Origin of the sequence: Actinoallomurus iriomotensis, from assembly GCF_030269445.1 — a bacterium.
GTDB classification, from domain to species: Bacteria; Actinomycetota; Actinomycetes; order Streptosporangiales; family Streptosporangiaceae; genus Actinoallomurus; species Actinoallomurus iriomotensis.
The window spans coordinates 189,742-204,263 of the sequence record NZ_BSTJ01000016.1 but is presented as its reverse complement, the minus strand read 5'-3'; the positions used below and the strand labels follow the sequence as shown (position 1 = coordinate 204,263).

At 71.8% G+C, this 14,522-nt stretch carries 17 protein-coding genes; 4 read left to right on the top strand and 13 right to left on the bottom strand.

All coding sequences use genetic code 11. The features are described from left to right. Positions 1–266 precede the first annotated feature (266 nt). The 3 genes from QSK37_RS45725 (at position 267) to QSK37_RS45715 (ending at position 1,976) form a co-directional block, all read left to right on the top strand. Complete coding sequence (locus tag QSK37_RS45725) at positions 267–578, top strand: hypothetical protein (protein WP_285634616.1); 312 nt, start codon at positions 267–269, stop codon at positions 576–578. Next, complete coding sequence (locus QSK37_RS45720) at positions 575–901, top strand: hypothetical protein (RefSeq protein WP_285634614.1); 327 nt, start codon at positions 575–577, stop codon at positions 899–901. Before QSK37_RS45725 ends, QSK37_RS45720 begins: the two co-directional genes overlap by 4 nt. An 85-nt stretch (positions 902–986) precedes the next feature. Continuing rightward, positions 987–1,976 (top strand): glutathione S-transferase family protein, encoded by a 990-nt coding sequence (locus QSK37_RS45715; RefSeq protein WP_285634611.1) that lies wholly within the window; start codon positions 987–989, stop codon positions 1,974–1,976. 6 nt (positions 1,977–1,982) lie between these two features. Here the strand turns inward: QSK37_RS45715 and QSK37_RS45710 are convergent, their stop codons facing one another. Continuing rightward, the gene (locus tag QSK37_RS45710) at positions 1,983–2,954 is read right to left on the bottom strand and encodes a zinc-binding dehydrogenase (RefSeq protein WP_285634608.1); all 972 of its coding nucleotides are present in this window, start codon (positions 2,952–2,954) and stop codon (positions 1,983–1,985) included. Between the two features lie 133 nt (positions 2,955–3,087). On the opposite strand from QSK37_RS45710, the gene QSK37_RS45705 reads away from it, so the two are divergent. Beyond that, positions 3,088–3,630 carry a TetR/AcrR family transcriptional regulator gene (locus QSK37_RS45705; RefSeq protein WP_285634605.1) on the top strand — a complete coding sequence of 181 codons (543 nt, stop codon included), beginning with the start codon at positions 3,088–3,090 and terminating at the stop codon, positions 3,628–3,630. On the opposite strand, the gene QSK37_RS45700 is transcribed toward QSK37_RS45705, so the two are convergent. The 12 genes from QSK37_RS45700 to QSK37_RS45645 all read right to left on the bottom strand — a co-directional run bounded on the left by QSK37_RS45700 (position 3,608) and on the right by QSK37_RS45645 (position 14,520). Continuing rightward, positions 3,608–4,147 carry a hypothetical protein gene (locus tag QSK37_RS45700; RefSeq protein WP_285634602.1) on the bottom strand — a complete coding sequence of 180 codons (540 nt, stop codon included), beginning with the start codon at positions 4,145–4,147 and terminating at the stop codon, positions 3,608–3,610. The two genes, QSK37_RS45705 and QSK37_RS45700, sit on opposite strands and share 23 nt — an antisense overlap. Before the next feature lie 101 nt (positions 4,148–4,248). Beyond that, the gene (locus QSK37_RS45695) at positions 4,249–4,839 is read right to left on the bottom strand and encodes a hypothetical protein (protein WP_285634598.1); all 591 of its coding nucleotides are present in this window, start codon (positions 4,837–4,839) and stop codon (positions 4,249–4,251) included. A gap of 32 nt (positions 4,840–4,871) precedes the next feature. Further along, positions 4,872–5,627: an Rv1363c family protein gene (locus QSK37_RS45690; RefSeq protein WP_285634595.1), complete on the bottom strand. Its 756-nt coding sequence runs from the start codon at positions 5,625–5,627 to the stop codon at positions 4,872–4,874. Between the two features lie 30 nt (positions 5,628–5,657). Further along, complete coding sequence (locus QSK37_RS45685; protein WP_285634592.1) at positions 5,658–6,314, bottom strand: hypothetical protein; 657 nt, start codon at positions 6,312–6,314, stop codon at positions 5,658–5,660. 11 nt (positions 6,315–6,325) lie between these two features. Further along, a complete protein-coding gene (locus QSK37_RS45680) occupies positions 6,326–6,802 on the bottom strand; it encodes an Rv1363c family protein (RefSeq protein ID WP_285634589.1) in 477 nt (158 codons plus the stop codon). After that, positions 6,802–8,043 (bottom strand): MCE family protein, encoded by a 1,242-nt coding sequence (locus QSK37_RS45675; protein ID WP_285634586.1) that lies wholly within the window; start codon positions 8,041–8,043, stop codon positions 6,802–6,804. The genes QSK37_RS45680 and QSK37_RS45675 overlap by 1 nt, the downstream gene beginning before the upstream one ends. Next, positions 8,043–9,254, bottom strand: coding sequence for an MCE family protein (locus QSK37_RS45670; protein WP_285634583.1), 1,212 nt, complete (start codon positions 9,252–9,254; stop codon positions 8,043–8,045). The genes QSK37_RS45675 and QSK37_RS45670 overlap by 1 nt, the downstream gene beginning before the upstream one ends. After that, positions 9,254–10,420: an MCE family protein gene (locus QSK37_RS45665; RefSeq protein WP_285634580.1), complete on the bottom strand. Its 1,167-nt coding sequence runs from the start codon at positions 10,418–10,420 to the stop codon at positions 9,254–9,256. The genes QSK37_RS45670 and QSK37_RS45665 overlap by 1 nt, the downstream gene beginning before the upstream one ends. Continuing rightward, complete coding sequence (locus QSK37_RS45660) at positions 10,420–11,430, bottom strand: MCE family protein (protein WP_285578518.1); 1,011 nt, start codon at positions 11,428–11,430, stop codon at positions 10,420–10,422. The genes QSK37_RS45665 and QSK37_RS45660 overlap by 1 nt, the downstream gene beginning before the upstream one ends. Then, positions 11,427–12,473 carry an MCE family protein gene (locus tag QSK37_RS45655; protein WP_285634577.1) on the bottom strand — a complete coding sequence of 349 codons (1,047 nt, stop codon included), beginning with the start codon at positions 12,471–12,473 and terminating at the stop codon, positions 11,427–11,429. Before QSK37_RS45655 ends, QSK37_RS45660 begins: the two co-directional genes overlap by 4 nt. Next, positions 12,470–13,696, bottom strand: a complete 1,227-nt coding sequence (locus tag QSK37_RS45650; RefSeq protein ID WP_285578515.1) for an MCE family protein — start codon at positions 13,694–13,696, stop codon at positions 12,470–12,472. The genes QSK37_RS45655 and QSK37_RS45650 overlap by 4 nt, the downstream gene beginning before the upstream one ends. Then, complete coding sequence (locus QSK37_RS45645) at positions 13,693–14,520, bottom strand: MlaE family ABC transporter permease (RefSeq protein ID WP_285634574.1); 828 nt, start codon at positions 14,518–14,520, stop codon at positions 13,693–13,695. Before QSK37_RS45645 ends, QSK37_RS45650 begins: the two co-directional genes overlap by 4 nt. Between the last annotated feature and the right edge of the window lie 2 nt (positions 14,521–14,522).

Below are 14,522 nucleotides of genomic sequence, written 5' to 3'. Positions count from 1 at the left end.
GCCCTATGTCAGGAATCGCTTACTTCCTGGCCCGTTCACCGCCCGGACGCCGCCCGTGACGGTACCCCGCTGACCTGGCCCACCGCGGCGCGACTGCGCGAGGACGGGACACTGCTGGTCACGACCTCCCTGGCGTTCGCGCAGAAGGCGATCAACGTACGTCGTGACGGGCGGGTGGCGCTGCGTTCTCCGACCCGACCGGCAGCGGGCTCACCGACGCGCCCCAGGTGTTCATCGCCGGCACCGCCGTCTGCCCGGATGAGATCATGACCGGTCCGAACGGCGCGGAGGAGTACTGGCGGATCCTGTTCGAGCGCCAGCCGCACAGCCGCGCGTACGTCCGGCCGCCGGCCCGCTGGTTCATGGAGTGGTACTACCTGCGGCTCCTCATCACCGTCACGCCCACCGACGTGAGTGTCCGGCCGCCCCTCGAAGAGCTCCTCCGGGCCAAGCCACCCGGTGCGGTCACGGTGAGCGACGCGCCGCCCGGCGCGGAGCCGCTGGCGCGGTTTCCCAGCGCCGTTCTGGGTGCCCGCGACGAGTCCGGCGCGCCCCTGCTCATGCGCGTCCGTCGGTGACGACCGAAGGCGGCTTCCGCGTGGCCCCCGAGTGCGAGGTCACCCCCGGCCCGGCGAGCCTGCTGGTGCACGAGCACAATGACGAACTCGCGGCCGTGCGGAAAGCCCTGATCCGCGGCGAACTGCGAAAGGACGGCGACGGCTGGCTGCTGGTCCCCTCCAAGGTCGTCGAGCCGGGCTCCACCAGCACACCGCAGGACGCCGTCCGTACCCTCCGCCGGGTCCAGAAGGCGACCACGCGCTACGTGAACCGCCGTGACCTGCCCCGGCCCCGGGTCCGCTGGAGCGAGTTCCAGGCGCTCGTCCGCCCGCGCGGCGAATGAGGCCCCCGCCGAGCGGGCCGTGGTGATCGAGCTCCGGCCGTGGGTAGGGGCTACCGTGTTGTCCGAATAGAGCCGGGAGGGCCGCATGGGCACTGATGGGTCCGCGTACGTCCGGGACCAGCGTTATCTCACCACGCGTATCACCGCCGACGGGCGGGACGGGTACCCCGTCGAGCCCGGCCGCTACCGGCTCGTCGTCAGCCGGGCCTGTCCGTGGGCCAACCGCAGTGTCATCGTGCGGCGGCTCCTCGGACTGGAACCCGTGCTGTCCATGGGCATCTGCGGGCCGACGCACGACGAGCGGAGCTGGACCTTCGACCTCGACCCCGGCGGCCGGGACCCCGTGCTGAAGATCGAACGGCTCCAGGAGGCCTTCTTCGCGCGGGACCCGGACTACCCGCTCGGGATCACCGTGCCGGCCATCGTCGACATCCCCACCGGCAAGGTCGTCACCAACGACTTCGCGCAGATCACGCTCGACCTGTCCACCGAGTGGAGGGCGCACCACCGGCCCGGTGCGCCCGATCTGTACCCCGAGCGGCACCGGGACGAGATCGACACGATCAACGCCGACGTCTTCCGCGACGTCAACAACGCCGTCTACGAGGCCGGGTTCGCCACGGGCCAGGACGCCTACGAGCGCGCCTACCGCAAGCTGTTCCGGCGCCTCGACATCCTCGAAGAGCACCTCGCCGCCCGCCGGTACCTCGTCGGGGACACCATCACCGAGGCCGACATCAGGCTGTTCACCACGCTCGTCCGCTTCGACGCCGTCTACCACGGGCACTTCAAGTGCAATCGCGGCAAACTCGCCGAGATGCCAGTGCTGTGGGCGTACGCCCGGGATCTGTTCCAGACCCCGGGCTTCGGGGACACCATCGACTTTCCGCAGATCAAGGAGCACTACTACGTCGTCCACCGCGACGTGAACCCCACCGGTGTCGTGCCGCTCGGCCCGGACACCTCCGGCTGGCTCACCCCGCACGGCCGGGATCGGCTCGGCGGACGGCCCTTCGGCGACGGGACACCGCCCGGTCCGGTCGCCTCCGGCGAGGCCGTGACCGCCCCCGTCTGACCGCGCTCAGGCCGGCACGGCGAGCAGCACGGCGCCGACCGAGCGGCGCCGCTCGATCTCGGCGTGCGCGTCCGCGGCGCGGTCCAGCGGGTAGGTGGCGTGGATCCGCGGTCGGAGGCGGCCGTCCGCCGCCGCGGCCAACGCGCGCTCGGCGTCGTCGCGCTGCTCGGCGTCGGGCTTGGCGAACACGGCGCCGAGCGGGCCGGCCACGGTCAGCCCGCGCCGGGCGAGCACCTGGGCGTCGAGCGGCAGCCAGGCACCGGAGGCGAAGCCGTAGATCCCGAACCTGCCGCGGCCGTCCGCGGCGGCCTCCAGGGCCTGGGCGCCGATCTCGCCGCCGATCGCGTCGAGCACGACGTCCACGCCGCCGCCGCTGAGCGCGCGCACCCGGTCCGGCCAGTCCCCGGCGCCGTAGTCGACCGCATGGTCCGCGCCGAAGTCCTCGACCGCGGCGGCCTTGTCCGCCCCGGCCGCGCCGATCACCGTCGCCCCGGCCGCCTTGGCGAGCTGCACCAGCAGCGATCCGATCCGGCCCGCCGCGGCGGTGATCAGCACGGTCTCACCGTCGCGTACGCGCATGGCGGCCAGCATCCCGCTCGCCACCGCGCCGGCCTGGAAGACGGCCAGCGCCACCGGCAGGGCCAGCTCGTTCGGCACGGGGAACGTCCACGCGGCCGGCGCCAGGGCGCGCTCCCCGTAGCCGCCGGTGTTGCCCACGGTGGTGGCCACGACGCGACGGCCGAGCAACGACCGGTCCGTCCCGGGACCGACCGCGACGACCTGCCCGCCCACTTCCAGGCCGGGCACGTACGGCAGCGGGAACGGATACCCTCCTGACCGCACGATCACATCGCCGTACCCGACGCCGGCCGTCTCGACGGCCACCACCACCTGGCCCGCCCCCGGTTCCGGCTCCGGCATCTCCTCGACGCGGAGCACCTCCGGCGTCCCGAACTCACGCACCCTGACCACCCGCACGATCGGCTCCTCTCCGTTGACAGTCTGATCGCAACGAGACATGGTGTCTCGGTCGACCAGTCTTGGCGGGTGGTCCCTGCCACGACAAGCGCCGATTCGCGGGGTCTGTCCCAGTCGAGACAAGGAGCCGGAAGTGTCTCAGCCCAACGTGCGGGTCAGGCGTACGCGCAAGCTGCTGCGTGAGGCGCTGGTGGAGCTCATCGAGGAGCGCGGCTTCGACCGGATCACGGTCGGGGAGATCACCTCCCGGGCGATGGTGAGCCGGGCGGCCTTCTACCGCAACTACCGCGACAAGTACCACCTGGTCGAGCAGATCTTCGATGAGGCGATGGCCGAGCTGCGCGGCACGGTGGACGGCGACGCACGGCCGAGCGGCGAACGGTGGGTGGGCTTCTTCGAGCACGTGGCCGCCTACCGACGGCTGTACGGCGCGCTGCTGGGCCGCCGGGGCAGCCCCTGGTTCGCCGACCGGATGCGCGCCGCGCTCGCCGCGATGACCACGGAGCATTTTCGGGAGGACGATCCCGACCAGCTGGCGCCCAGCCTGCTGTCGGCCATGTTCCTGCAGACGATCACCTGGTGGCTGGAGCACGGCCGGGACATGCCCCCACGCGAGATCGCGGCGCGGTCCGCGCGCCTCGCCGCCGCGGTCATCACCGAGGCCAATCGCGTCTGAGCGCGGCCGAGCGGGATGCCGGACGCGAACGGCGGCGGTGGTAGGCCACGGTCACCGCGGCCAGCAGCGGACCCCAGGCGAGAAGCGGCGCGTAACAGCCATAGATCGCCCACAGCGCCGGACCGTGAAAGCCGGCCGCGCCGTTCGCCAGATCGGGGGAGTTCACCGCCGCGAACGTCCAGATCACGGTGACCGCGCACGCCCCGAGGGCCGCCGGCACGACCGCCGCCATCGTCGGGATCCGCCGGCCGCCCAGCAGCGGGATCCCGTCCGGCACCACCTCGCCCCACGGGCGTACGAGCCCGAGCGCGAGCAGCGCGAGAGCCTCGGAGACCACCGAGAGCGACAGGATCACCGCCGAATCCCAGGGCCGCGGCGGCCCCCGGTGCCCGGCGAGCCCCAGGACGAACGCGACCCGCCACAGGCCCGACGGCAGGGTGCACAGCGGGATGAGATGGGCGGCCCGCACCGCCCAGCGGGGCACCGTCTCCGGCGGCCGTACGGTCGCGCTGGTCATCGTTTCCTCCTGAGGAGTCGTGAGGTCCTCAGGATCCGGGGTACGGCACCTCCGGCTCCTCCCTCGCGGGCGCCGGTCCGGTCCCCCTCAGGAGTGATCGTTCAGCGCGGCACGTTCAGCGTGTCCAGGTTGCTGATCTTCCAGCGGCCGTCCCGGCGGACCGCGTCGACGGCGAGCATGGCCGCGGCGTACGTGGTCTGCTTGCCGCTCGTGCGGGTGTTGCGCTGGTCGGCGAAGACGAGCAGGCGGGCGCGGTCGCCTTCGAGCATCTCCACCGCGCTGTCGGTGACCGTCGTGGTCAGGACGAGCTTCTGGGTGGGAGCCTGCGTACGCACCTGGGCGATCATGGTGTCGTACTGGCCGACCGCCTTGCCGGTGAGCAGGCTGTCCTCGGCCTGTTGCGTCCGGCCCGCGTCGGTGTAGTCGTAGGAGAACAGGGCGTTCACGGCGTCGCTCACCTGACCCGTGACCTCGCTCGTACGCGCCGGGTCGGTCAGCGCGACGTTGCCGGCTCCGGCGCGGTCGCGTACGGCGCCCGCCTCGTCGGCGAACCACACCGCCAGGCCGCCCAGCAGCACCGTCACGACGCCCAGGACGGCCGGCAGGCGCCGGACCCGGCGCTCGCGCGTCCGCTTCGGCGCCTTGTCGTCCTCGGCGGTACGGCGGCGGATGACGAACGGGAGGGAGGGCATGCGGAGGTTCCTCTCGCGAAGGGGCGGCGGGCTCAGCCGGCGGTCGTGCCGACGGGGGCCTGGCCGAGCGCGCTCAGCTTCCAGCCGGACGACGTACGGGTCAGCTGCGCCCGCATGCGGCTCTGCTTGGTGGCCGGCGTTCCGGTCGGCGGCGTGACGGTGATCTGCACGGCGACGATCGCGCCGGCCTTGCCCGCCCGGTCGTCCAGCTCGGTCACGGCGGCGTCGAGGATCTTCGCGGTGGTGACCGTCTTGGCGGCCCGTACCTGCTGGGAGAACTGGGCGCTGCCCTGGACGAGCTGCTGGTGCAGGTCGCCGGTCGTGGACGCCTCCCAGGACGCCAGGCCCTGCTCCACCTTGCGGTAGTCCAGGGTGTTCATGTTCTGCACGCCCTGCTCGGCGGCGCGCAGGACGGCGTCGCGGTCGCGGGAGTAGGCGAGGGAGTCGTCGTGCGCCGCGCCGTACCAGGACCACCCGAAGTATCCGGCGCACACGCCCGCCACGACCACGAGCACGGCCGCCACCAGCAGGACCGGATCGGAGATGCGGGGCAGGCGCCTCCGCGACGCCTTCTTCGCGGCGTCCTCGTCCGCGGCGTCCCCGGCTTCGGTCTCCTCGGTGGCCTCGGCCTCTTCACCGTCGGTCTCCTCGGGTGCCGCCTGCTCCGGTTCGGCCTCCTCGGACGCCGCGTCCGCGGGCGTCGGCTCCTCGGGTGCCGGCTCCTCGGGCTGAGGCTCCGCGGCCTCGTCGGGCTCCGTGGGTCGTTTCTCGGCTGTGGTCCGTGCCACCTACTGTCACCTTTCCTGGAGCCGTACGGGTTACCGGGCGTGCATGTCGACGATGCGCCAGTGGCCGCCCTGGCGCCGGGCGGTGACCGAGAGCTGGGCCGCCGCCGACATGCCCTTGGGCCGGTCCTTGCGGACGATGACCTGGTCGAGGAAGACCAGGAGCTGCGCCGTGTCGCGGGTGAGCCGCACGACACCCGCCCGTACGACATGGGTCGTGACCGTCAGCCGTTCCGCCGCCGCGTGCTGCTTCACCTGGGCGAACAGCGTCCGGTACTCACTCGCGGCGGTACCGCTCAGCACCTCGGCCGCGTCCTGCTCGGTGGTCGCCGTGCTGTCCGGCGTGTACGAGAAGATCTTGGTGAGCCCGTTGCTGACATCGCCGATGACGACCGACGTCGCCTCGGTGTCGACCAGCGCCCGGTCACGGAGCGCCGGATCGTGCCGCGCCCGCGCGCTCAGCACCTGCAACCCCGCCCCGGCCAGCGCGAACACCAGCGTGAACGCCAGGACGAACGCCCACGGCCGGCGGATCCGCCGGCGACGCGGAGCGTCGGCGTCCTCGGTCTTCTCAACGGCCTCCGTCTTTTCGGCGACCTCCGTCTTTTCGGCGACCTCGGCCTCTTCGGCGACCGCCGCTTCTTCGGTCTCGGCCGCTTCGACGGTCTTGGGCTCTTCGGTGACGCTCAACGACCCTCCTCCTAGGCGCCGACCGGCACGGCGGTGAGCGAGCTGAGCTTCCACCGGGCGCCCGTACGCGCCAGTACGGCGGTGAACCGCTTGCGTTCCAGGGAGCTGCCGAGCTTGACCTGGACGGTCGCGATGACCTGGGCGGTGCCGGCGTGCGTGTCCAGCTCGGTCACCGCGAGGTCGGTGACGGTGCCCACCGCGGCGGTGCCGGAACTGAGGGCCTTCTGCCGGTCCTGCGCCGACGTACGCCGCAGCGAGTCGCGCAGCGTCCCGGTCGAGGCGTCCAGCCAGCGGCTCAGGCCCGCGTCGCTCTGCCGCGGGTCCAGGGTGTTGAGGACGGCGATCTCCTGCCGGGCGTCCCGCCGCACCTGGTCGCGTGCCCGCGCGAACGGCACGGACGACGAGTGCGCGCTCTGGTGATAGGTCCAGCCCGACCACCCGCAGAAGACCGCGGCGGCCGTCAGCAAGGCCACTCCGAGGACGCGCATCACCGCTCCAGCCCGAGGAGGTCGCCCATGGAGGCCGGTCCGGCCGGCACCGACGGCAGCCCGAGCGCCCCGGGCAGCGACGCCGCGGCCGCCCGGGCCGACGTGCCCGGACGTACGGGCGACGGCACCCCGCCGCCGTACGGGGCGTTGGCCGAGCCGCGCACGTCCACCCCGCTGGAGGCCGGCATCTTGCAGGACGCGGCCGTGTTCAGCGGCGGTGCGGCGGCGGTGTCCAGGCCGTTGCGGTACGTCGTGCCGCCGTACCCCTTGGTGCAGGGCAGCGGGGAGAAGAACGTCAGGGCCATGCCGAAGTTGAGTCCCTTCGAGTCGACCACCGACGCGCCCGCCGCCGCGACCTGGGGCAGGCGAACCAGGAGTTCCTGGATGCCGCGCTGCCGCGTGACGGTGAGTTCGGACGTGGTCGTCAGGTTGGCCAGCAGCACGCTGAGGCTCGGATCGAGGTCGCGCAGGAGCCCGCTGATCTCGCCGGCGGCGACCGGCGCGGTGGTGATCAGCCGCCGCAGGTCGGTGTCGGACGCGTCGAGCTGCCCGGCGAGCAGCCGCGCGCTGTGCGCGAACGACAGCAGGGCGGCGCTCTCCTCGCGCTGCGTCCGCAGCACGGTCTGCCCGTCGAGGATCAGCTGGTTGGTCTCGGGCGCGGCGTCGTTGGCGTCCTGGAAGAACTCGTCCGAACCGTCGAGCAGCGTCTGGAGGTTCTCGCCCTGCCCCTGGAACGCCTTGCCGAGTTCGTCCACCACGGTGCGCAGCGACTCCAGCGGCACCGAGGCGGCCAGGTTGTTCACGTTCGTCAGCACGTTCGTCACGGGCGGCGGCGTCTGCGTGGCGGTCCGCGGGATGAGCGCGCCGTCCGTCAGGTACGGGCCGTCGCCGCTCGCCGGCCGCAGGTCGACGTACTCCTCTCCGACCGCCGACAGGTTGGCGACCACGGCCTGCGACCGGGCGGGGATCCGGGGCGCGGAGGCGTTGATGTGCAGGTCCGCTCGTACGCCGTCGCCGGTCAGGTGCAGGTCGCCGACCCGGCCGACCGACACGCCGCGGTACGTCACGTCGGAGCCGGGGAACAGCCCACCCGTCTCGGGCAGGTCCATCCTGACGACGTAGTAGCCGCGCAGGCCGACGTAGCGCCCGAGGTCGGCGTACCGGTAGCCGATGTAGCCGATGACGAGCACGCCGATGACGATGAACGCCAGGTTCTTCAGGCGGGTCCCGAGCGTGAGCATCAGCCACCCCCGTTCGGAGAGGAGGACGGCGTCGCCGTCGGCGTCCCGGGAGGTACGGAGCCCGACGGCGACGCGGGCGTGGACGGAGAGGTGGCCGGCGGCGAGCCCGTCGGCGTGGTCCGCGCCCCGCCGACGGGAGGCAGCGGCAGCGGCAGCGGCGCGATCTGTCCCTTGCGCCCGGACGACTTCGCCTGTTCCTCCTCCGCGGGCACGATCGGCGGGATGACCTCGGTCCCGGGCGGCGCTGTCACCGACAGGTAGACGTTGAGGTAGTCGCCCTTGACCCCGTTCAGCACCTCGTCGGTGAACGGATAGGTGAGCAGCACCTGCAGCGACTTCGGCAGGTTCCGTCCGGCGTCGGACAGGTTGGCCAGCACCGGGGCGAGCGCCTGCAGGTCCGCGACCATGTCCGCCTTGCTCTTGTTGATGGTCGTGACCGCGACGCCGGACAGCTCCTCCAGCGACCGCAGCATGGTGACCAGCGCGCCGCGCTGCTGTTCGAGCACGTCCAGGCCGGGTCCGAGGTCGTCCAGCACGGTGCCGATCTGCTCCTTGCGGGAGGCGAGCGTGGCGGAGAGCCGGTCCAGCGCGTCGATGGCGTCGGTGATGTCCTTGCGATGGTCGTTGAGGTTGGAGACCAGCGTGTTCAACCGGCCGAGCATGGACCTGACCTGCGGTTCATTGCCGCCGAGAGCCTTGTTCATCTCCTGGGTGATGGTGCGGAGCTGGCTCAGGCCGCCGCCGTTCAGCAGCAGCGACAGCGCGCCGAAGACCTCCTCGATCTCCGGGTCGCGGTCGGTCCGCGCCATCGGGATGACCGCGCCGTCGGCCAGCGTGCCCGAACCACCGCCGGCGGGGGTGCTGAGCTCGATGTACTTCTCGCCGAGCAGGCTCGACTGGGCGAGCCGCGCGTACGCGTCGGCGGGCAGGTGGACCTTGCCGTTGACGAGCATGACGACGTTCGCGGTCCAGCCGTTCCGCGGCAGGGTGATCTTCGAGACCCGGCCGACCGCGACGTCGTTGACCTTCACCGCCGCCTGCGGCACGAGGTCGTGGACGTTGGCGAACTGCGCGGTGACCTGGTACGGGTGGGAACCGAGGTCCGCGCCGCCCGGCAGCGTCAGGCCGTACACGCCGCCGAACCCGCCGGAGCCGCAGCCCGCCAGAGACAGGCACACCACCACGACGGCGGCCGGCCGTGCCGCGCGCATCACCGGCCTCCGTACACGTCGCCGACCGGCGGCAGGGGCAGCGGCGCCCGCCGTGAGGGCGGCAGCGGCTTGAGACCGTCGGAGCCCAGCTTGTACTTGGCGCACAGTGACTTCAGGGACTTGGTCGCGCCGGTCACCGAGCAGAGCTGGTCGCCGGCGGTCTGCCCGGCCGAGGCGGGTGTGAGCGGCCCGCCCATGCTCAGCTCGTTGAGGTCACCTCGGCCGTCGAGCGTCCGGTTGACCGGGTCGTAGGTGTTCAGCACGTTGTCGGCGGCGAGCGGCGCGGTGTCCAGCACCTCGGCGAGCGACGCGCGCTGGTCCACCAGGGTCTGGGTGATCGACGCCAGCTTGGTCACGTTGGACTTGAGCCGCGCCCGGTTGTCGTGGATGAACCGCTGTACCTGGCCGAGCGCGGTGGCGAGCTGCTGCAGCGCCGCGCCGAGGTTCTGCCGGTCGTCGGAGAGGAAACCGGTCACCTGCGCGAGCTGCTGCTCGGCGAGCCGGACCTGCCCGTCGTTGGCCTTGAGCATGGTGGTGAACTTCTGCAGGTTCGTCAGGGTCGAGAACAGGTCGCTGGACGAGCCGGACAGGGTCTTGGCCGCCTGGCCGAGGTCGCCGACCATGTCACCGATGTCCTGCCCGTTGCCGGCCAGGTTCGCCGCGCCGGTGTTCAGCAGGTTGGACAGTGCGCCCTTGCGGTTGGCGCCGTTCGGACCGAGGGCGGTGGCGAGCCGGCTGAGGCTGTCGTAGAGCTGGTCGATCTCCACCGGCGTCGCCGTACGGCTCGCCGGAATGACCGCGTGGTCGGTCAGCCGCGCGCCGTCGGTGTAGGCGGGGGAGAGCTGGATGTAACGGTCGGCGACGACGCTCGGCGCCACGACGACGGCGACCGCGCCGGCCGGCACGGCCACTCCGTGGTCCACCGTCATCGTCACCCGCACCTGGCGGCCCTCCGGCCGCACCGAGTCGACCTTGCCGACCTTCACGCCGAGGACGCGCAGGTCCGAGCCGGTGTAGACGCCGACGGCCTGGCCGAAGTACGCGGTGATCCTCATGCCCGCGGGACGGGACAGCAGGTACAGCGCGCCGAAGAGGAGCACGATGAGCGCGAGCCCGGCGCTCATCACGGCGGGGCGGCGGGCCGGCGGAACCGAAGGTGTGCGCATCACTGACCGTCCTGCTTCGGCGGCATGCACCCGGTCGCCGGAGGCGTGCCCGGCGGCAGGTAGTTCTTGGGGACGATGCCGCACAGGTAGCTGTCGAACCAGCGCCCGTTGCCGAGCGTGTTGCCGACCAGCCGGTAGTACGGCCCGGCGACGGCGAGCGCGTGGTCGAGGCTGCCCTGGTTGCGCCGCAGCATCGCGGTCACCTGGTCGAGCGCGCGCAGCGTCGGGTCGAGCTGGGCCTGGTTGTCCTTGACCAGGCCGCTGAGCTGCGCGGAGAGCTGCTGGGTGCCGGTCAGCAACGCGTGGATCGCGAGCCGGCGGCGCGAGATCTCCGCCAGCAACTGGTTGCCGTCGTGCAGAAGCGCGGTGAAGTTGCCGTTCTGCGCGGCCAGCGTGGCGGTGATCTGTTTGGTCCCGGCCAGCAGCCGGGCGAGCTGCGCGTCCCGCGAGGAGATCGTCTTGGACAGCGCCGACAGGCCCTGGACGGCCTTGCGGACGCTGGGGGCCGTGCCGCTGAACGTGTCGGAGATCGCCTGCAGGCTCTGCCCGAGCTGGTCGGTGTCGATCTGCCCCAGCGTGCCGCCGAGCTGCTGGAACGCCTGCGTCACGTCGTACGGGGAGGTCGTGCGGCTGACCGGGATGCGCCGCGAGGGGTTCTGCCGCGCCGTGCCGAGCGGGTCGACCGCGAGGTACTTCTCGCCCAGCAGCGTCTTGATCATGATCGAGGCGGTGGAGGCGTTGCCGATCCAGGTGTCCTTGACGCGGAAGCTCACCTTCACCCGTCCGTGGTCGAGGGCGATCCCGGTGACCTTGCCGACCTTCACCCCGGCGACGCGGACCTCGTTGCCGGACTGCAGCCCGGCGGACTCGGTGAAGTCCGCGTCGTAGGTCGTGCCGCCGCCGATGAGGGGCAGGTCGTCGGCGGCGTACGCGGCGGTGCCCAGCCCGGCCAGGATCACCAGGCCGACCACGGCGACCTTGACCGGATTCCGCTCCCGGATCGGCTTCACGACTCGCACCTCGATTCGGTGACCGGGATGCCGGTCGGCGGGGGTCCGGGGATCGGCGGGCCGACCGTGGACCACGACACGCCGGAGACGGTGGCCTGGCACATGTAGAGGTTGAGCCACGAGCCGTACGAGGCGAGCCGGGCGATCGTGGTCATCTTCGTCGGCAGCATCCGTACGAAGCCCTCCACCAGCGGCTGGTCGCGGTTCAGGTTGGACGACAGCCGGCCCAGGTCGCGGATGTCGCGGCGCAGCGGGTCGCGGCCGGCGCCGAGCAGCCCGGCCGTGCTCGTGGTGAGGCCGGAGATCGCGCCGATCGCCTGGCCGATCGGCTTGCGGTCGGCGGCGAAGCCGTGCACGAGCTGTTTCAGCGTCGTGATGAGCCCTTCGAACTCGCCCTCGCGGGAGTTGACGGTCTCCACGACGGTGGTCAGGTTGTCGATGACGCGCCCGATGACCTGGTCGCGGGTGGCCAGCGTGGTGGTCAGCGTGCCGACCGTGGCGATGAGCTGCTCCATGGTGGTGCCCTCGCCCTGGAACACCTGGATGATCTCACCGGAGAGCTGGTTGACGTCCTTGGGCGACAGGGCCTGGAACAGCGGCTGGAAGCCGTTGAAGAGCTGGGTGAGGTTCAGCGCGGGCGTGGTCCGGTCCACCGGGATCGTCCCGCCCGGCCGCAGGGTGCCGCCGACCGGCCCGACGCCCTGGTCGAGCTCGATGTACCGCTGCCCGACGAGGTTGAGGTACTTGATGGACGCGGTCACCGAGGCGGGCAGCGTACGGCCGGACTCGACCGAGAACGTCACGCGCGCCAGCCGCCGGCCGGTCACGTGAATGCTCTCGACCTGGCCGACGCGCACCCCGGCGATGCGGATGCTGTCCCCGGTGTTCAGGCCGGTGACGTCGGTGAACGTCGCGTGGTAGCCGGCGGTCCGGCCCACTCCGGTGCCCGCGATGCTGAGCGCCAGGACCGCGGTGGCCAGAGTGGTGACGACGATGAAGATCGCCGACTTGGTCAGCGGCCCGGCGAGGCTCCTGCGGTTCACTTCACCGTCACCTCCGTTCCCCGGTAGATCGGGCCGACCAGCACGCTGCTCCAGTCGGGCGGCGCCTTCTGCGGCGTGGTCCCGCCCGGGTTCAGCAGCTCGTTGACGAGGTCGTTCTCTCCGGGGGAGTTGGGCACGCCGAGCGCGCCGGCGGCTCCCTGGTACGGCACGGAGTAGCAGTGCGGGCCGCCGTCGGCGTTGTAGACCGGCGTGTCGCGGCCGGGGACGTACTTGCCCTTCGACGGGACCACGCGCACGGTGACGTGCATGCCATGCCGGTCGGTGCCCTTGCCCAGCGCCCGGTCCATCGCCGGGACGAAGTCGCTGAGCGTCTTCAGCGTGCAGGGGAAGGAGGGCGAGTAGCGGGCCAGCGTCTCGAGCACCGGGCGGCTGTCGGCGGACAGCCGGATGATGTTCGCGGAGTTGGCGCGCAGGAATGCGGTGATGTCCCGCGACGAGTCGGTCACCGAGTCGTACAGCTCGCCGAGGTTGGCGCGCTGGTCGACGATGGTGCGGCTCGTGGTGGTGAAGTCGGTGAGCGCCTGGAGGATGTCCGGACTCGCCTGGGAGTACGCCTGCGCGACGCGCACCAGCTCGGTGATGTCGCGGTCGAGCGCGGGGAGCTGGGGGTTGGTCTTGCCGAGGTAGGAGTCGAAGTCCACCAGCGTCCGGCCGAGCTCCTCGCCGCGACCTTGCAGCGCCTGGGCGATCGCGGTGAGCGTCGCGGACAGCTTGTCGGGCCGTACGGCGGTCAGGAGGGGCAGGACGTTGTCCAGCACCCGCTCCAGCTCGATGGCGTTGGAGCTGCGGTCCTGCCCGATGACGCTCCCGGCGGTGAGGGCCACCGGCGCCGGGTCGGGCGGCGGGACCAGCGCGACGTACCGCTCGCCGAACAGCGTCGTGGGCAGCATCTGCGCGGTGACGTTCGCCGGGACGTCCTTCAGCGCGCCCGGCTGGAGGGCGAGCCGCAGACGGGCCCCCGACCCGTCCGCGGAGATGTCGCGTACCTCGCCGATGACCTGGCCCCGCATCTTCACGTCGGCGTGCGAGTGCATCTCGTTGCCCACGCTGTCGGTGCGCAGCGTCACCATGGCCACGTCCGTGAAACGCTTCTGGTAGGCCGCGATCGACAGCCACACCAGCAGGCACAGCACCAGCAGGAACGCCACGCCGGTCAGCCGCCGCCGGGCCTTGACCGCGGCCGAGTCGTCGACACTGATCATCCGGCCACCTTCACCGTCGTGGTGGCCCCCCAGATCGCCAGGCTGAGGAAGAAGTCGGTGAGGCTGATCAGCACGATGGAGGTGCGCACCGCCCGGCCGACCGCGATGCCAACCCCGGCCGGTCCGCCGGACGCCCGGTAGCCGTAGTAGCAGTGCGCGAGGATCACCATGACGGCGAAGATCAGTACCTTCCCGAACGACCAGAGCACGTCCACCGAGGTCAGGAACTGCCCGAAGTAGTGGTCGTACGTGCCGGCCGACTGGCCTTTGAACAGCACGGTGATCTCGCGTGAGGACAGGTACGAGCTGAGCAGGCCGATGCCGTACAGCGGGACGATCGCCACGGCGCCCGCCGCGATCCGCGTGGTGACCAGGTACGGCAGGCTCGGCACGCCCATGCCCTCCAGCGCGTCGACCTCCTCGTTGATGCGCATCGCGCCGAGCTGGGCGGTGAAGCCGGCGCCGACCGTCGCCGACAGTGCCAGCCCGGCGACCAGCGGCGCGATCTCACGGGTGTTGAAGTACGCGGAGACGAACCCGGTGAAGGCGGCGGTGCCGATCTGGTTGAGCGCGGCGTACCCCTGCAGGCCCACGACGGTGCCGGTGAACAGCGTCATCGCGATCATCACGCCGATGGTGCCGCCGATGACGCCGAGCGCGCCGCTGCCGAAGGTGACCTCGGCGAGCAGGCGGCGGATCTCCCGCAGGTAGCGGTGCAGTGCCCGTGGCGTCCACAGCAGCGCCCGCAGGTAGAAGGTCAGCTGGTCGCCGAGCGTGTCCAGCCAGGACAGCCGGCGGTCCAGATCGATGCGAGGTAGCGCCACGG